The organism is Pseudomonas sp. S3(2024), assembly GCF_036861315.1.
Taxonomy (GTDB): domain Bacteria; phylum Pseudomonadota; class Gammaproteobacteria; order Pseudomonadales; family Pseudomonadaceae; genus Aquipseudomonas; species Aquipseudomonas putida_A.
This window is the reverse complement of the sequence record NZ_JAZAQQ010000004.1, coordinates 1-16,669: the sequence shown is the minus strand read 5'-3', so window position 1 is coordinate 16,669 and position 16,669 is coordinate 1. Positions and strand designations below refer to the sequence as shown.

The 16,669-nt window shown below is 60.1% G+C and carries 16 protein-coding genes; 12 read left to right on the top strand and 4 right to left on the bottom strand.

All coding sequences use genetic code 11. The features are described from left to right. Positions 1 to 3: 3 nt before the first annotated feature. The gene (locus tag VLA07_RS11825) at positions 4 to 405 is read right to left on the bottom strand and encodes a type II toxin-antitoxin system HicB family antitoxin (protein ID WP_003220616.1); all 402 of its coding nucleotides are present in this window, start codon (positions 403 to 405) and stop codon (positions 4 to 6) included. A gap of 59 nt (positions 406 to 464) precedes the next feature. Next, a complete protein-coding gene (locus tag VLA07_RS11820) occupies positions 465 to 647 on the bottom strand; it encodes a type II toxin-antitoxin system HicA family toxin (protein ID WP_027611194.1) in 183 nt (60 codons plus the stop codon). A gap of 395 nt (positions 648 to 1,042) precedes the next feature. Between VLA07_RS11820 and VLA07_RS11815 the strand changes: the two genes are divergently transcribed. Beyond that, entirely contained in the window at positions 1,043 to 1,303 is a 261-nt protein-coding gene (locus tag VLA07_RS11815; RefSeq protein WP_097086885.1) for a hypothetical protein, read from the top strand. A 24-nt stretch (positions 1,304 to 1,327) separates the two neighbouring features. Here the strand turns inward: VLA07_RS11815 and betT are convergent, their stop codons facing one another. Continuing rightward, on the bottom strand, positions 1,328 to 3,289 hold the full coding sequence (gene betT, locus VLA07_RS11810) for a choline transporter BetT (protein ID WP_166496387.1): 1,962 nt from the start codon (positions 3,287 to 3,289) through the stop codon (positions 1,328 to 1,330). A 402-nt stretch (positions 3,290 to 3,691) separates the two neighbouring features. After that, positions 3,692 to 4,618, bottom strand: coding sequence for a serine O-acetyltransferase EpsC (gene epsC, locus VLA07_RS11805; RefSeq protein ID WP_027611192.1), 927 nt, complete (start codon positions 4,616 to 4,618; stop codon positions 3,692 to 3,694). Between the two features lie 190 nt (positions 4,619 to 4,808). On the opposite strand from epsC, the gene VLA07_RS11800 reads away from it, so the two are divergent. The 11 genes from VLA07_RS11800 (at position 4,809) to VLA07_RS11750 (ending at position 16,500) form a co-directional block, all read left to right on the top strand. After that, positions 4,809 to 5,807 (top strand): D-cysteine desulfhydrase, encoded by a 999-nt coding sequence (locus VLA07_RS11800; RefSeq protein ID WP_330206718.1) that lies wholly within the window; start codon positions 4,809 to 4,811, stop codon positions 5,805 to 5,807. Between the two features lie 342 nt (positions 5,808 to 6,149). After that, complete coding sequence (tcyJ, locus tag VLA07_RS11795; RefSeq protein ID WP_086794003.1) at positions 6,150 to 6,950, top strand: cystine ABC transporter substrate-binding protein; 801 nt, start codon at positions 6,150 to 6,152, stop codon at positions 6,948 to 6,950. Then, positions 6,950 to 7,615 carry a cystine ABC transporter permease gene (tcyL, locus tag VLA07_RS11790; RefSeq protein WP_003220607.1) on the top strand — a complete coding sequence of 222 codons (666 nt, stop codon included), beginning with the start codon at positions 6,950 to 6,952 and terminating at the stop codon, positions 7,613 to 7,615. Before tcyJ ends, tcyL begins: the two co-directional genes overlap by 1 nt. Positions 7,616 to 7,619: 4 nt before the next feature. Next, positions 7,620 to 8,369, top strand: a complete 750-nt coding sequence (gene tcyN / locus VLA07_RS11785; RefSeq protein ID WP_095137897.1) for an L-cystine ABC transporter ATP-binding protein TcyN — start codon at positions 7,620 to 7,622, stop codon at positions 8,367 to 8,369. Between the two features lie 465 nt (positions 8,370 to 8,834). Continuing rightward, complete coding sequence (locus tag VLA07_RS11780; RefSeq protein WP_097086878.1) at positions 8,835 to 9,599, top strand: hypothetical protein; 765 nt, start codon at positions 8,835 to 8,837, stop codon at positions 9,597 to 9,599. Positions 9,600 to 9,993: 394 nt separating this feature from the next. Beyond that, positions 9,994 to 11,235: an SfnB family sulfur acquisition oxidoreductase gene (locus VLA07_RS11775; RefSeq protein WP_097086876.1), complete on the top strand. Its 1,242-nt coding sequence runs from the start codon at positions 9,994 to 9,996 to the stop codon at positions 11,233 to 11,235. A gap of 23 nt (positions 11,236 to 11,258) precedes the next feature. Beyond that, a complete protein-coding gene (locus tag VLA07_RS11770; RefSeq protein WP_183784553.1) occupies positions 11,259 to 12,452 on the top strand; it encodes an SfnB family sulfur acquisition oxidoreductase in 1,194 nt (397 codons plus the stop codon). After that, complete coding sequence (locus VLA07_RS11765; RefSeq protein ID WP_333989297.1) at positions 12,452 to 13,810, top strand: LLM class flavin-dependent oxidoreductase; 1,359 nt, start codon at positions 12,452 to 12,454, stop codon at positions 13,808 to 13,810. The genes VLA07_RS11770 and VLA07_RS11765 overlap by 1 nt, the downstream gene beginning before the upstream one ends. Positions 13,811 to 13,932: 122 nt before the next feature. Continuing rightward, complete coding sequence (locus VLA07_RS11760; RefSeq protein WP_333989296.1) at positions 13,933 to 14,742, top strand: MetQ/NlpA family ABC transporter substrate-binding protein; 810 nt, start codon at positions 13,933 to 13,935, stop codon at positions 14,740 to 14,742. Positions 14,743 to 14,744: 2 nt separating this feature from the next. Further along, complete coding sequence (locus tag VLA07_RS11755; RefSeq protein WP_333989295.1) at positions 14,745 to 15,866, top strand: methionine ABC transporter ATP-binding protein; 1,122 nt, start codon at positions 14,745 to 14,747, stop codon at positions 15,864 to 15,866. Then, entirely contained in the window at positions 15,856 to 16,500 is a 645-nt protein-coding gene (locus tag VLA07_RS11750; protein WP_027611182.1) for a methionine ABC transporter permease, read from the top strand. The genes VLA07_RS11755 and VLA07_RS11750 overlap by 11 nt, the downstream gene beginning before the upstream one ends. The last annotated feature ends 169 nt before the right edge of the window (positions 16,501 to 16,669 follow it).

Below are 16,669 nucleotides of genomic sequence, written 5' to 3'. Positions count from 1 at the left end.
TCGTCATGCCGACAATTCGCGTAACGCAGCTGCGGCCAGAAATCCGGAGCGGGAACTGTAGCGTTGATCACGCCGGACTGTTTGATCAATACGCTCCAGCAGTTGCTCGGGCAGCGTGGCGTTGAAGCGTACCGACTTGCCGAAATAGGGCGTGATATCAAAGTCGACAACACCCCAGATTCCACCCGCGTAATCCGGGTTGTCGAGATGTGCATCAATATCCTGAACTCGAGGCAACGGTGCACCATCAGCCACCAGCCCCTCATAGTGCAGGGCCAGAGCCTCCTGAGTGTTTTCAAAAGCTTCGGCTACCGTGCTCCCTGCGGAGAAGCACCCCGGTACATCCGGGACAATCACTCCGTAGTCCGAGTCGGCATCCTTGTGCAAAACGACCGGGAATTTCATAAACGTGAATCCTTCCTCTGACGTGTCCATAACAGGACTTTCACTTCCAATAACGGGCTTCATTTCAACCCCGCCTGTTTCAAAATGCTGTTGATCGTCCCTTTGGGAAGGTCTGAATCCGGATGCTTGATCGTCACCCGACCCGGCTTGCGCGGATGCTTGTACTGATGGTGACTACCCTTCACTGCAACCAGATACCAACCATCCTCCTCGATCATCCTGATCATTTCCCGACTACGCATTTCCTTCGCCCTTTTCGACAGCAAGAGCTGGTCACTCTAGGGCGTGGACAACCGATTGATACACACAATACACACTCGGATAAATATTAGCTGAGTGAACAAACACCCGATTATTGGTTCGACCAACGGCAGACGCGGTCCAGCGAGAAAGGGCCTTCTCGTCCAGATACATTTGAATGAGTCGCGAAATATGTCGATCGAGAAGGGTTGGCTCGTATGGTTGTGGGCTGACTTGTCTATGCTCTAAATGACACCGAGGTGGCCCTTTCGCGAGCAAGCCCGCTCCCACAGGATCTTGGTTGTACGCAGAATCTGTGAATGACCGAGATCACTGTGGGAGCGGGCTTACCCGCGAAGGCGTCCGATCAAGCACCGCATAACCCGCAGGCACGCCTATGCACACCGCAATCATCATCTTCTTCGGCCTGGTCCTGCTGGCCCTGATGCTCTACATCGGCGAGCGCATTGGCTTCAGCCGGCAGACCCTGGCCTACAGCTTCGCCGCGCTGTGGCTGGCGTTGACGGTGATCAATGGTGCGGTGGGGGTGGTGCATGCCAGGCAGCCGCTGGGTTCGGAGATCGCGGTGGGCAGTGCGGTGTTCGGGGTGCCGATGGCGGCGATGGTGTTGTTCATGGTGCTGAGCGCCGAATCGTGAAACGTCCCGGCGCTCAATTGCCGATCAACGCACCAGATGCAGGAACTGCATGTGGCGTTCGTACTGGTCGAGGATGTCGTTGATGATCTGTTCCTTGGTGTAGCCGACCAGATCGTAGTCCTGACTGCCCTCGCTCAAGTGCACTTCAGCGCGGTAGTAGCGGCGGTTGTTGAGTTGCTTGGACCCCATGCCACCCCGAGCAAACGACGGCGTGAAATAGCCGCGCATCTGCACCTGGTAGATGAACGGATGCTGCTCACCGTGGCCGATTTCCAGGCTGATGTTGTCGTGCGCCGGGTCCGGCTGGGTGACCACGTTCAGACCCTTCTCGACAAATACCGCCGTCACTTCTTCAATCGCCGGGCGCACCGTGGTGTCCATGAAGCGGTACACCTCGTCGCGTGACGGGAAGTGCACCGCCTGACTGAGACGTTGGCGCCAGCCGCCCGTGCCTCGCCGCGAACCGGAGACCGGTGCCAGCGAATGCAGTTGCGCGATCTGCTTCTGCGACTCCAGATAGAACGCCTTGTGCAGGCCCCACATCATCAGCAGCAAAATCATCGAGAACGGCAGCGAGGTCAGTACCACCGCCGATTTCAGCGCATCGATGCTGCCGGAGAACAGCAACGCGCTGGTGATCAACGCGGTCATCGCGCCCCAGAACACTCGCAGCCATTTCGGCCCGTCTTCGTCCGGGTTGCCGCCTTTGGCCGACAACGTCGACAGCACCACGGTGCCGGAGTCGGCGGAAGTGACGAAAAACACGAAGCTGATGAACACCGTCACCGCGATGACAGTCTTGCTCCACGGGTAGGTTTCCAGTAGCAGATAAAGGCTCATCGACGGATTGTCGAGGGCCGACATGCCCAGCGCCGACATGCCGTGATTGAGCACCTGATCGATCGCACTGTTGCCGAAAATCGACATCCACGCCAGGGTGAAACCGAGCGGAATCAGCAGCACGCCGAAGACGAATTCGCGGATGGTGCGGCCACGGGAAATCCGCGCGATGAACAGGCCCACGAACGGCGACCATGCGATCCACCAGGCCCAGTAGAACACCGTCCAGCCGCCGAGCCAGTCGCTTGGTTTGTCGTAAGCGTAGAGGTCGAAACTCTTCATCGGCAACGCGCCGAGGTAATCGCCGAGGTTCTGGATCAGCGTGTTGAGCAGGTGCTGGGTGGGGCCTGCGAACAACACGAACAGCAGCAGCGCACAGGCCAGCAGCATGTTGATGTCGGACATCACCCGCACGCCCTTGTCCACACCCGACACGGCGACAATGATCGCCGCGCCCATCATCAGCGTGATCAGGCCGACCTGAATCCATTGGGTGTGAGCGATGCCGAACAGGTAGTCGAGACCGGAGTTGAGGTGCAATACGCCGAAGCCCATGTCGGCACCCAGACCGAACACCGTGGCGATGATGCCGAAGCCGTCCACCGCGTAGCCGATAGGGCCGTTGATGCGCTTGCCGATCAGCGGGTACAGCGCCGAACGCAAGGCCAGCGGCAGGTTATGCCGGTAGGCGAAATAGGCCAGCGCCATGCCGACGAAGGCGAACACGCCCCAGCCGTGCAGGCCCCAGTGCAGAAACAGAATCTGCATCGCCTGCCGCGCCGCATCGGCGGTGCCGGCCTCGCCTTGCGGCGGTTGGGCCAGGTGCGTCAGTGGCTCGGATACGCAAAAGAAAAACAGCGTGATGCTGATCCCGGCGGCAAACAGCATGCCGGCCCAGGACAGGTAACTGAACTCGGGTTCGTCGTGGTCGGCACCGAGTTTGATCTTGCCGTAGCCCGATAACGCGGTGACCACCACGAAGACCAGATACAGCGTCATCGCGAGCATGTAGTACCAGCCGACCGTGTTGGCCGCCCAGTTTTGCGCAGCCAGCAACCAGGCTCCTGCCTGCTCCGGCATGGCGATGACAACCAGACCAAACAGCAGAATCACCGTCGCGGCGAAGTAGAACACCGGCGGATTCATGCGCACCAGACCGCTGGCGGGGGTAGACGATGCACTCATGAAACGTGCACCTCGAGGGGTTGAAACGTGGCTGAAATGATCGGACTCAGCAAAGGCAAGCCTCCTGTTGTGAGCGGGCAGCGAACCACCGGTTTAACTTGAATGAACGTTCAAGTTAAACATGGATAGGGTGGTAAGGACTAATCGCAGGGCCAGGCGGTAGTTTTCCTACAATAGCCCAAGGAGGGGTATGACGTGGGTTTGAGGGGATTCGTTCAATGGAGAATTGGCTGAATGCCATTATCTCGATCTGACCCAAAAAACCATTCGCGAGCAGGCTCGCTCCCACATTTGAAACGCATTCCAGTGTGGGAGCGAGCCTGCTCGCGAAGAGGCCTGACGCGGCAACGCAGATTCAGGAACTTACTTCTGCGTCCCATCATCATGCTGCAGATTGGCCTGAGTCAGGTTGCTCCCTGCCGGCACGCTGCGCGTCAGCCACACATTACCGCCGATGGTCGACCCTTGGCCGATAGTGATCCGTCCCAGAATCGTCGCGCCGGCATAAATCACCACGTCGTCCTCGACAATCGGATGGCGTGGATGGCCCTTCTGCAACTGCCCGTCTTCATCCGCCGGGAAGCGCTTGGCGCCCAGAGTCACGGCCTGATAGATCCGCACACGCTCGCCGATGATCGCGGTCTCGCCGATCACCACACCCGTACCGTGGTCGATGAAGAAACTGCGGCCGATCTGCGCGCCCGGGTGGATATCGATACCGGTGGCCGAATGCGCAATCTCCGAACTGATCCGCGCGAGTAACGGCAGCCCGGCGCGATACAAATGGTGCGCCAGACGATGGTGAATCACCGCCAGAATCCCCGGATAGCACAGCAACACTTCATCGACGCTGCGCGCCGCCGGATCGCCGTGATAGGCGGCCAGCACGTCGGTATCGAGCAGGCTGCGCAGGCCCGGCAAGGCCAGGGCGAAATCCTGAATGATACGGATCGCCTGAGCTTCGACGTCGGCATCGCCTTGAGCGCTGTGCCGCGCGACATAACGCAACTCCAGCCGCGCCTGCGCCAGCAAGGCATTCAATGAGGTATCGAGGGTGTGGCCGACATAGAAGTCCTCACTTTCCTCACGCAGATCCACCGGCCCCAGCCGCATCGGGAACAACGCACCACACAGCGCCTCGAGAATCTCGGCCATCGCGGCGCGAGACGGTAACTCACGGCCACCCTGCTCGCCGCTGGCCCGGCCATTCTGGGTACGCCACTGATCCCGCGCGGTACGCAGTTGGCTGACGATGGTCTGCAATTGCCAATGGCTGGAACGCTCGCTCACGGTAAAGACTCCTCACGGGCGGCCGGACGGTCTGGCCGCGTCAACGGCGATTACTTTACGGCATGCCGGCGAGGGCGAATTAAGAACCGATAGTGCTGGTCTAAGCACATTTGGCTATAAGCAATTCACGGTTGCCCCGCTAAAACGGCCTGCCTATAGTCCTGTCATCTTCCTCCGCCAGTACGGGCTCATGATCAAACAACAGCTGGATCGCTTTAACCGTCTCGACCTGCTCGGCCAACCCACGCCACTGGAAAAACTCGAACGCCTGTCCGCCTGGCTGGGCCGCGATGTGTACATCAAACGCGATGACCTGACGCCGCTGGCCATGGGCGGCAACAAGCTGCGCAAACTCGAATACCTCGCCGCCGACGCCCTCGCCCAGGGCGCCGACACGCTGATCACCGCCGGCGCCCTGCAATCGAACCACGTGCGCCAGACCGCCGCGCTGGCGGCCAAACTCGGCCTGGGTTGCGTGGCGTTGCTGGAAAATCCGCTCGGCACCGACGACAGCAACTACACCGGCAACGGCAACCGCCTGCTGCTCGATCTGTTCGACACCAAGGTCGAGTTGGTGGACAACCTCGACAACGCCGACGAACAACTGGCCGCACTCGCCGTGCGCCTGCGCAGCAATGGCAAGAAACCGTATCTGGTGCCGATCGGTGGCTCGAATGCCCTCGGTGCATTGGGCTACGTACGTGCCGGTCTGGAACTGGCGGAACAGATCAAGGACACCGGCCTGAATTTCGCCGCCGTGGTGCTGGCCTCGGGCAGCGCCGGGACCCACAGCGGTCTGGCATTGGCCTTGAGCGAAGCACTGCCGAAATTGCCAGTGATCGGCGTAACGGTATCGCGCAGTGAAGAAGACCAACGCCCGAAAGTGCAGGGTCTGGCCGAACGCACGGCGGAGCTGCTGGGTGTGAAATTACCAGTGAACTTCAAGGTCGAGTTGTGGGACGAATACTTCGGCCCGCGTTACGGCGAACCGAATGCCGGGACACTGGCGGCGGTGAAACTGTTGGCCAGTCAGGACGCGGTGCTGCTCGACCCGGTATACACCGGCAAGGCCATGGCCGGCCTGCTCGACGGGATCGGCCGCCAGCGTTTCGACGAGGGCCCGATCATCTTCCTGCATACCGGTGGGGCGCCGGCGTTGTTTGCCTACAAGGACGCTCTGAGCGGTTGAAGCGCCTTTGTGGCGAGGGAGCTTGCTCCCGCTGGGGCGCGCAGCGCCCCCAAACTTGCTTCCCCATTTTCAGTTGAACACTGGCGGCAGGTATTGCGACTGCTGCGCAGTCAGGCGGGAGCAAGCTCCCTCGCCACAGGTCAAGGCCTCATATTCCATATATGAATATCAAATTAGATATTAAGTATTTTCAAGTCTAAAGCAGACATCTTATAGTCTCGCCGCAGGCGAATTTCGGGCAAGACGCATAAGCTGCTTTAGGGCACGATAACGCAGTCGTTCAATTCCCGGATTCGCCAACTTTCCTTAAGCGTCTTCCATAAGAAAACACAGGGGCTTGTCATGAATTTTTCCGCACTACGTCGCACTCTGCTGGTAGGTTCGCTGGGCCTTGCACTGAGCGCCGGCCTGATCGGCCAGGCAACCGCCGGTGAGCAGCTGCAACAGATCAAGGACAAAGGCGTTATCAACGTCGGCCTGGAAGGCACTTACCCACCGTTCAGCTTCGTTGACGAGAACGGCAAACTGTCCGGTTTCGAAGTCGAACTCTCCGAAGCCCTGGCGCAGAAACTCGGCGTCAAAGCCAAGATTCAGCCAACCAAGTGGGACGGTATCCTCGCTGCGCTGGAATCCAAACGTCTCGACGTCGTGGTCAACCAGGTGACCATCTCCGACGAACGCAAGAAGAAGTATGACTTCTCCGAGCCGTACACCGTATCCGGGATTCAGGCGCTGGTGCTGAAGGACAAGGAAGCCAAGTTGAACATCAAGACTGCCGCCGACCTGTCCGGCAAGAAAGTCGGTGTCGGCCTGGGCACCAACTACGAACAGTGGGTCCGCGCCAACGTGCCGGGCGCTGACGTGCGTACCTACGACGATGATCCGACCAAGTTCGCCGACCTGAACAACGGCCGCACCGACGCCATCCTGATCGACCGTCTGGCTGCCCTTGAATACGCCAAGAAAGCCCCGAAAACCGTGGCTGCCGGTGAAGCGTTCTCCCGTCAGGAATCCGGTATCGCCCTGCGCAAAGGCGAGCCTGAACTGCTGGCTGCGGTGAACAAGGCTCTCGACGAACTGCGTGCCGACGGTACCCTTGAGAAGCTGTCGAAGAAATACTTCAACGCTGACGTCACCAAATAATGGAAGAAGCTTTCCAACTCGCACTGGACTCCGCGCCCTTTCTGCTCAAGGGCGCGTATTACACGGTCATCCTCAGTCTGGGCGGCATGTTCTTCGGCTTGCTGCTGGGCTTCGGCCTGGCCTTGATGCGCCTGTCGCGCTTCAAACTGGTGAGCTGGATTGCCCGCATCTACGTGTCGTTCTTTCGCGGCACGCCGTTGCTGGTGCAACTGTTCGTGATCTATTACGGCTTGCCGCAATTGGGTCTGGAACTGGATCCGCTCCCAGCGGCGCTGATCGGCTTCTCGCTGAACATGGCCGCTTATGCCTGTGAAATCCTGCGGGCCGCGATCGGTTCGATCGAGCGCGGCCAGTGGGAAGCCGCTGCGAGCATCGGCATGACCCGTGCGCAGACCTTGCGCCGGGCCATCCTGCCGCAAGCGATGCGCACGGCCCTGCCGCCGCTGGGCAACAGCTTCATTTCGCTGGTCAAGGACACGGCACTGGCCGCCACCATTCAGGTGCCGGAACTGTTCCGCCAGGCGCAACTGATTACCGCCCGGACTTTCGAAGTCTTCACCATGTATCTTGCCGCCGCGCTGATCTACTGGATTCTGGCCACGGTGCTGTCGCACCTGCAGAACAAGTTGGAAGAGCGGGCCAATCGGCACGACCAGGAGTCCTGACCCCATGATTGTCGTGGAAAAACTGACAAAGCAGTTCAAGGGTCAAGAGGTGCTCAAGGGCATCGATCTTGAGGTGAAGGAAGGCGAGGTCGTGGCCATCATCGGCCCCAGCGGTTCGGGCAAGACCACGTTCCTGCGCTGCCTGAATTTCCTTGAGGAACCCACCAGCGGCCGGATCAAGGTCGGCGATATCGAGATTGATACCCGCCGCCCGCTGAGCCAGCAGCAGAGTCTGGTGCGCAACCTGCGCCAGCACGTGGGTTTCGTGTTCCAGAACTTCAACCTGTTCCCCCACCGCACCGCACTGGAAAACGTCATCGAAGGGCCGATCGTGGTCAAGAAGATGCCGCGCGAGCAAGCCGTTGCCCTGGGCATGAAGCTGCTGGCCAAGGTCGGTCTGGCCGGCAAGGAAGATGCGTATCCGCGTCGTCTGTCCGGTGGTCAGCAACAGCGCGTGGCGATTGCCCGGGCGCTGGCGATGGAGCCGGAAGTGATCCTGTTCGACGAGCCGACTTCGGCCCTCGACCCGGAACTGGTGGGCGAAGTACTGGCGACCATTCGCGGTCTCGCTGAAGAAAAACGCACCATGGTCATCGTCACCCACGAAATGGGTTTCGCCCGCGACGTGGCTAACCGTGTGGTGTTTTTCGACAAGGGCGTGATCGTCGAGCAAGGCGAAGCCAAGGCGTTGTTTGCCAACCCGAAAGAAGAACGCACCAGACAGTTTCTCAGCAAGTTCCTGAATCACGCCTGAGATACTTATTGCCTTGAGTCATTAACTTCCATGGACGGAAGTTTTACTTACCGCGCCTGAAAACTTCCAAATCCCTCCAGCTTAAACCTGTCAAAACAATACATATATGTTCTGCAACAGATACAAGTAATCTGCGGCGCGCTTTCGTGCCTGTGAAATGATCTAAATCGACCGGCACAAAAATCGCGAAACTCGCGAAAAACCGTAGTTCCATTCGCCATCACCGCTAGGCAGGATGCCTCATCAGCGTAGGACGCTTCTGATTAATCGGTAATTCACAGATTAACTAAGGCACTCTATTGACACTCTTTCCGGCACGCTCTTATCTAGTCGCCAACCGGCACCAATTAGTTGAATCAACGCTTACTCAGCCCGAACAAAGTTCACGGTTGTATTACCGATTCATCACGCCTTTTGTTGTTTCAAGAAACGGACTTCGCCGCAAGACTTCAAGGAGAGAACCCGATGACCCGCACTTCGCACGCCCCCGAACTGGCAGCGCCGAATCTGGCGTCCGCATCCAACAACGCCATCAATCTGGCCGCTGCCGCGCATTTGCTGATCGATGTCCTGCCCTACCCCGGCATGGACGCCGGTGATCTAATCGAACTGTTCTGGAACAACTGCTACGTCGCCTCGCGAGTCTTGACCAGCGAAGATGTCGGCGCCTCGATCAGCCTGCGGGTGCCGGAAAGCTTTATCGCCAGTGGCACCGCACGGATTCACTATCGAGTGATGCAAGTCGGTCAGGGGCCGGCGTTGTCGGCGGCCACGCGGGTGCAGGTCAAGCTCGACTGCCCTGGCGGCCAGCCTTCGCCACTCTGCGGTGACGAGAATCAGCAACTGGCACCCGTCTCGCTGCCCGACACCATTCGCCGCCAGGGCGTGAATCCCAATCAGATCAAACGCGGTGTGCCACTGACCATCGAACCCTACCTGAACATGGCCGAGGACGACGCCATCACCTTGCGCTGGGGCGACGTGCGTATGGACCTGGCCCGGATCACCGCTGCCGATGTTGGCCTGCCGATTCAGGTCTGGGTGCCACCGGCAGTGATCGTCGAGGGGGGTGAGGATCTGCGTCTGGACGTGACCTACTGCGTCATCGACTGGGTGGGCAACAACTCACGCTGGGCGCCGCCCCGGACGCTGAAGATCGGTTGCGTGAATCCTTATCTGAAGGTGCCGCTGCGCCAAGCGCTGAAGGCTGCTGAATCGACCAAGGATTGATGCCGCATTCCTGTGCTCATGGGGCTTTGTAGTGGGTGATTTAGCGAAACGTCGCACCGCCCCGATGGACTGCGAAGCAATCCCGTTTTTTATGACTCAGAAAAGGCCGCTGCGCGGCCTGTCGGGGATGAATCCCCTCACCACAGGTTGTATTGCCACGGCTGAGAGACTGTTAACCAACCCGACCACCGCCCCTTCTATACATATTCCTAAAAGTTAGTTTATTTAATATTTATACACGCTTAGGGTATATGAACCGGACCACCGGACATTCTTTCGTTCGCCGCACTTTTGCGGCGTTTTTCATGAGATGTGAGGTAGGTAGTATGGTCCGGAACACAATCACCCCAGTGCAGATCGCCAGGGCATTGCGTGCAGCCAAGGAGCGGCACTGATGTCCAGTCTGGCAGACGCAAATCTCCAGTCTGATCTGGACATCGCCCCGTTGTTGTTGCCCGCGCAGGTCTTGCGCAACGACGCCCAAGCCATCAAGGCTGCCCACGAACTGGCGCAAGTCGCCCGCGCGCAGGCCGCCAAACGTGATCGTCAGCGCAAGCTGCCGTGGTCGGAAATCGAACAGTTCACCCGCAGCGGCCTCGGCAGCATTGCCATCCCGCGCGAATACGGTGGCCCACAAGTTTCATTCGTCACATTGGCCGAAGTGTTCGCAATCATTTCCGCGGCCGATCCGGCGCTGGGACAGATCCCGCAGAACCAGTTCGGCATCATCAACCTGGTACTCGGCAGCGCCACCGAAGCGCAGAAAAAACAGCTGTTCCAGAGTGTTCTGGAAGGTTGGCGCATCGGCAATGCGGGTCCTGAGCGCGGAACCAAAAATACCCTGGAATTGAAAGCCCGCATCACCGCCGACGGCGATGACTACGTGATCAACGGCCAGAAGTTTTATTCCACCGGCGCGCTGTTCGCGCACTGGGTGGCGGTCAAGGCGCTCAATGACGACGGCAAACAAGTGCTGGCCTTCGTCCGCCGTGGCACCCCGGGCCTGCGCATCGTTGATGACTGGTCGGGCTTCGGTCAGCGCACCACCGCCAGCGGCACGATTCTGCTGAACAACGTGCGCGTAGAGTCGAGCCTGGTCGTCGATAACTGGAAAATCAACGAGAAGCCAAACACTCAAGGCGCCGTGTCGCAGCTGATTCAGGCGGCCATCGACGCCGGCATTGCCCGTGGCGCCATCGACGATGCCATTGAATTCGTCAAAACCCGCGCGCGGCCCTGGATCGACGCCAAGGTCGAACGCGCCAGCGATGACCTCTACGTGATCGCCGACATCGGCAAACTGAAAATCGAACTGCACGCGGCTGAAGCACTGTTGCGCAAGGCCGGCAAAGTGCTCGACCAAGTCCATGCCGCGCCGCTGACCGCCGAGTCCGCCGCCCGCGCTTCAATTGCGGTGGCCGAGGCCAAAGTGCTGACCACCGAGATCTCGCTGCAGGCCAGCGAAAAACTCTTCGAACTGGCCGGCAGCCGCGCGACCCTCGCCGAATTCAACCTCGACCGCCACTGGCGCAACGCCCGGGTGCACACCCTGCACGACCCGGTGCGCTGGAAATATCACGCGGTCGGCGCCTATCGCCTCAACGGCACTCTACCGGCTCGCCATTCCTGGATTTAACGACCAGACATCTGGAGAAGCATATGACTTATTCTCACCCCGTCGCGGTCATCACCAGCGATGAGCAAGCCCTGATCGTCGCCAGCGACCTGGCCGAAGATTTCAAACGCGACAGTGCCGTGCGCGACCGTGAACGCCGCCTGCCACTGCCGGAGCTCGACGTGTTTTCCCGCTCTGGCCTGTGGGGCATCAGCGTGCCCAAGGAATACGGCGGCGCCGGCGTGTCCAACGTGACCCTGGCCAAAGTCATCGCCCTGATCGCTCAGGCCGACGGCTCCCTCGGACAGATTCCGCAGAACCATTTCTACGCCCTCGAAGTGCTGCGCGTTAACGGCAGCCACGAGCAGAAACAGCGGCTGTACGCCGAGGTGCTGGCCGGTCAACGTTTCGGCAATGCCCTGGCGGAACTGGGTACCAAAACCGCCCACGACCGCGTCACCAGCCTCAAGCGTGACGGCGACGGCTATCGCATCAACGGGCGCAAGTTTTACGCGACCGGCGCGATCTACGCGCAGCGTATCCCGACCTCCGTGGTCGATGAAAATGGCGTGCAGCAACTGGCCTTCGTCCCGCGTGACAGCCAAGGCCTGACGGTCATCGACGACTGGAGTGGTTTCGGTCAGCGCACCACCGGCAGCGGATCCGTGGTGTTCGAAGACGTCTACGTTGCCGCCGAGGACGTAATACCGTTTCAGAGCGCTTTCGAGCGTCCGACCACGGTCGGCCCGCTGGCGCAGATCCTTCACGCCGCCATCGACACCGGCATCGCTCGCGCCGCTTATGAAGATGCGCTGCACTTCGTGCGCAGCAAGACCCGGCCATGGATCGACTCCGGTAACGACAAGGCCACCGAAGACCCGCTGACCCTGAAGAGCTTCGGCCACTTGAGTATTCGCCTGCACGCCACCGAAGCGCTGCTTGAGCGCTCTGGCGAATTCCTCGACAAGGCCCAGGCCGAGACCAATGCCGAAACCGTCGCTGCCGCCTCGATTGCCGTCGCCGAAGCACGGGCGATCAGCACCGAAATCTCCTTGGCCGCCGGCAGCACGCTGTTCGAACTGGCCGGCAGTCAGGCGACCCTGATCGAGCACGGCCTCGACCGTCACTGGCGCAACGCCCGGGTGCACACCCTGCACGACCCGGTGCGCTGGAAGTATCACGCGGTGGGCAATTACTACCTCAACGATGAAAAGCCTCCGCTGCGAGGGACCATCTGATGAGCGCCGCGAAAAAGAAGATCCTGCTCAACGCGTTCAACATGAACTGCATCGGCCACATCAACCACGGTCTGTGGACGCATCCGCGCGACACGTCGACGCGCTACAACACCATCGAGTACTGGACCGAGCTGGCGCAGTTGCTGGAGCGCGGTTTGTTCGACGGACTGTTCATCGCCGACATCGTCGGCGTGTACGACGTCTACCAGAACTCGGTGGACGTCACGCTCAAAGAGTCGATCCAGTTGCCGGTCAACGACCCGCTGCTGCTGGTGTCAGCGATGGCCGCCGTGACGAAAAACCTCGGCTTCGGCCTCACCGCCAACCTCACTTACGAGCCGCCCTATCTGTTCGCCCGCCGCATGTCGTCGCTCGATCATCTGAGCCGTGGTCGGGTCGGCTGGAACATCGTCACCGGTTACCTCGACAGCGCCGCCAAGGCCATGGGCCTGCGCGAACAGGTCGAGCATGACCGTCGCTACGATCAGGCCGACGAGTACCTCGAAGTGCTCTACAAACTCTGGGAGGGCAGTTGGGAAAACGGCGCGGTGCTCAATGACCGTGAGCAGCGCATCTACGCGCAGCCGGAGAAGGTGCACAAGGTCGAGCACCACGGCGAGTTCTATCAAGTCGAGGGTTATCACCTCTGCGAGCCGTCGCCGCAGCGCACACCGGTGCTGTTCCAGGCCGGCAGTTCGGACCGCGGTTTGCTGTTCGCCGGGCGTCATGCCGAATGCGTGTTCATCAGCGGCCAGAACAAACCGTCGACCAAAGTGCAGGTGGACAAGGTCCGCGCCAGCGCCGTCGAAGCCGGACGCAATCCCGAGGACATCAAGGTGTTCATGGGCCTCAACGTGATCGTCGGCGCGACCGAAGCAGCCGCGTGGGCCAAGCACGCCGAGTACCTGAGTTATGCCAGCGCCGAGGCCGGCGTCGCGCATTTCTCGGCCTCCACCGGGATCGATTTTTCCCAATACGAAATCGACGAACCGATCCAGTACGTCAAGAGCAATGCCATCCAGTCCGCCACCAAAAATCTGCAGAACAACGACTGGACCCGACGCAAATTGCTCGATCAGCACGCCCTCGGTGGCCGCTATATCACCGTGGTCGGCTCGCCTGAGCAAGTCGCGGATGAACTGGAATCGTGGATCGCTGAAACCGGGCTCGACGGCTTCAACCTCACGCGCATCGTTACCCCGGAAAGCTATGTCGATTTCATTGAGCTGGTGATTCCGGAGCTGCAACGGCGTGGGTCGTACAAGACTGCGTATGACAGCGGCAGTTTGCGCGAAAAGCTGTTTCACGGGGCGGCGCAACTCCCTGAGCAACACATCGGGTCTTCATTTCGCCGCTAAAAGCTTCGCGAGCAAGCCCGCTCCCACAGGGGGGAAAGCATTCCAAAATGTGGGAGCGGGCTTGCTCGCGAAGAGGCCCGACCAGACACCACAAAATTCATGCACTGACTGGAAAAACCACCATGACCAAGAAACTCCTGACCCACCCAGTCAAAGCACTGGCCCTGGCCTTCGGCCTGTTCAGTTCGGCGGTGTTCGCCGCCGATGCACCACTGAAAATCGGCACCACCGCCGCCTTCGCCATTCCACTGGAAGCCGCCGTCGAAGAGGCCTCCAAACAAGGCCTGAAAGTCGAACTGGTGGAGTTCACCGACTGGATCGCACCGAACGTCAGCCTCGCCGCCGGCGACATCGATGTGAATTACTTCCAGCACATCCCGTTCCTCGAAAACGCCAAGGCTGCCTCCGGTTTTGACCTGGTGCCGTTCGCCCCGGGGATCATCAACAACGTCGGCCTCTATTCGAAAAAATACAAAAGCTTCGACGAGTTGCCGGAAGGCGCCAGCGTCGCCATCGCCAACGACCCGATCAACAGCGGTCGCGGTCTGCAACTGCTGGCCAAGGCTGGTCTGATCACCCTGAAACCGGGGGTCGGCTACAAGGCCACCGAAGACGACATCGTCGCCAACCCGAAGAAGATCAAGATCCTGCAAGTCGAAGCCGTGCAACTGGTGCGCGCCTACGATGACGCCGATCTGGTCCAGGGCTACCCGGCCTACATCCGTCTGGCGAAAACCTTCGATGCCGGCTCGGCGCTGCTGTTCGACGGTCTCGACCACAAGGAATACGTGATCCAGTTCGTCATCCAGCCCAAGAGCAAAGACGACCCGCGCCTAATCAAATTCGTCGACATCTACCAGCACTCGCCGGCCGTTCGCGCCGCGCTGGATAAAGCTCACGGCAAGCTGTATCAGGCCGGTTGGGAAAGCTGAACATGACGGCCGCGATCCAACGGCGACTGGAGATTCCAGAGCCAGAAAATGCTGAAAAAACCGAACTGCATCCCGAGCTGAATCGCGCCCACGTGCGCTTCATCGGCCTGGGTAAAACCTACGCGGGTCGGCAAGGCCCGGTCGCGGCCCTGCAAGGCATCGATCTGGCGATCCAGCGCGGCGAGGTGTTCGGCATCATCGGGCGCAGCGGCGCCGGCAAGTCGTCGCTGATCCGCACGATCAATCGTCTGGAACAACCGACTGCGGGGCGGGTGCTGATCGATCAGGTCGACATCGGCGAGTTCGATGAAGACCGGCTGGTCGCCCTGCGCCGAAGGATCGGCATGATCTTCCAGCACTTCAACCTGATGTCGGCCAAGACCGTGTGGCAGAACGTCGAACTGCCGCTGAAAGTCGCGGGCGTACCGAAGGCGCAACGCGAGCAGAAGGTGCGTGAACTGCTCGAACTGGTCGGCCTGCAAGCCAAGCACAAGGCTTACCCGGCGCAGCTCTCCGGCGGGCAGAAACAGCGTGTCGGCATCGCCCGCGCATTGGTGCATGACCCGGACATTCTGCTGTGCGACGAAGCCACTTCGGCGCTCGATCCCGAGACCACTCAGTCGATCCTCGGCCTGCTGCGCGAGATCAATCAGCGCCTGGGCCTGACCATTGTGCTGATCACTCACGAAATGGCGGTGATCCGCGAAATCTGCGACCGCGTGGTGGTCCTGGAACACGGGCGGATCGTTGAGCAAGGCCCGGTCTGGGAAGTGTTCGGCAATCCGCAGCACGAGGTCAGCCAGACATTGCTCGCGCCGCTGCAACACGCACTGCCGGAAGAATTGCAAAGCCGTCTGCATGCTCAGCCACCCTCCCCGGGCGCGGCGGTGGTGCTGCGTTTGCAGTTCACCGGTGGCGCCGCCGACGAGCCGGATCTGGCGGCGCTGTTCGCCGCTCTCGGCGGACGCGTGAAGTTGCTGCAGGGCGGCGTCGAACGGATTCAGGGGCATGCGCTGGGACAACTGTTACTGGCGGTCAGCGGCTCGGCCCTGAGCGCCGAACAATTGCGCGAGCGCGCCGGGCAGTGGGCGCAACGAGTGGAGGTATCGGGTTATGTGGTTTGATCGTTTGCTGCAGGGATTCATCGACACCTTCCTGATGGTCGGCGTGTCGTCGCTGATCGCGTTGCTGGTGGGGATCCCGATGGCGGTGATTCTGGTCACCAGCGACAAGGGCGGGATCTATCAGGCGCCGCTGCTCAACCGGGCGCTGGGCGCGTTCGTCAACCTGTTCCGCTCGATCCCGTTTCTGATTCTGATGGTCGCGCTGATTCCATTTACCCGACTGATTGTCGGCACCACGTACGGTGTGTGGGCGGCGGTGGTGCCGCTGACCATCGCCGCGACGCCGTTCTTTGCGCGGATTGCCGAAGTGAGTCTGCGTGAGGTCGATCACGGCTTGATCGAGGCGGCGCAGGCCATGGGCTGCCGACGCTGGCACATCGTCTGGCATGTGCTGTTGCCTGAAGCGCTGCCGGGGATCGTTGGAGGGTTCACGATTACGCTGGTGACCATGATCAACTCGTCAGCCATGGCCGGGGCGATTGGTGCCGGCGGTTTGGGCGATATCGCTTACCGCTACGGTTATCAACGTTTCGACAGCCAGATCATGCTGACAGTGATTGTGTTGCTGGTGGCGTTGGTGGCGGTGATTCAGTTGGGTGGAGATCGTCTGGCGCGGGGCCTGAACAAGCGTTAAGGCATGCCGCGCCTCTGAAACCGCTATCGCGAGCAGGCTCACTCCTACAGGGGAACACATTTCAAATGTAGGAGTGAGCCTGTTGTGGTCGAATTTTTTTAGACCATGATGTAGGAGCGGCGATTTAAGGAAGCATCATGGGATATCGGGTTGTCACGTCAGAGGAAAA

What these genes read in the sequence shown, in the direction of transcription:
- VLA07_RS11825 (WP_003220616.1), bottom strand. Translation starts at nt 405, where the DNA reads ATGAAATTCCCGGTCGTTTTGCACAAGGATGCCGACTCGGACTACGGA.
- VLA07_RS11820 (WP_027611194.1), bottom strand. Translation starts at nt 647, where the DNA reads ATGCGTAGTCGGGAAATGATCAGGATGATCGAGGAGGATGGTTGGTAT.
- VLA07_RS11815 (WP_097086885.1), top strand. Translation starts at nt 1,043, where the DNA reads ATGCACACCGCAATCATCATCTTCTTCGGCCTGGTCCTGCTGGCCCTG.
- betT (WP_166496387.1), bottom strand. Translation starts at nt 3,289, where the DNA reads ATGAATCCGCCGGTGTTCTACTTCGCCGCGACGGTGATTCTGCTGTTT.
- VLA07_RS11800 (WP_330206718.1), top strand. Translation starts at nt 4,809, where the DNA reads ATGATCAAACAACAGCTGGATCGCTTTAACCGTCTCGACCTGCTCGGC.
- tcyJ (WP_086794003.1), top strand. Translation starts at nt 6,150, where the DNA reads ATGAATTTTTCCGCACTACGTCGCACTCTGCTGGTAGGTTCGCTGGGC.
- tcyL (WP_003220607.1), top strand. Translation starts at nt 6,950, where the DNA reads ATGGAAGAAGCTTTCCAACTCGCACTGGACTCCGCGCCCTTTCTGCTC.
- tcyN (WP_095137897.1), top strand. Translation starts at nt 7,620, where the DNA reads ATGATTGTCGTGGAAAAACTGACAAAGCAGTTCAAGGGTCAAGAGGTG.
- VLA07_RS11780 (WP_097086878.1), top strand. Translation starts at nt 8,835, where the DNA reads ATGACCCGCACTTCGCACGCCCCCGAACTGGCAGCGCCGAATCTGGCG.
- VLA07_RS11775 (WP_097086876.1), top strand. Translation starts at nt 9,994, where the DNA reads ATGTCCAGTCTGGCAGACGCAAATCTCCAGTCTGATCTGGACATCGCC.
- VLA07_RS11770 (WP_183784553.1), top strand. Translation starts at nt 11,259, where the DNA reads ATGACTTATTCTCACCCCGTCGCGGTCATCACCAGCGATGAGCAAGCC.
- VLA07_RS11765 (WP_333989297.1), top strand. Translation starts at nt 12,452, where the DNA reads ATGAGCGCCGCGAAAAAGAAGATCCTGCTCAACGCGTTCAACATGAAC.
- VLA07_RS11760 (WP_333989296.1), top strand. Translation starts at nt 13,933, where the DNA reads ATGACCAAGAAACTCCTGACCCACCCAGTCAAAGCACTGGCCCTGGCC.
- VLA07_RS11755 (WP_333989295.1), top strand. Translation starts at nt 14,745, where the DNA reads ATGACGGCCGCGATCCAACGGCGACTGGAGATTCCAGAGCCAGAAAAT.
- VLA07_RS11750 (WP_027611182.1), top strand. Translation starts at nt 15,856, where the DNA reads ATGTGGTTTGATCGTTTGCTGCAGGGATTCATCGACACCTTCCTGATG.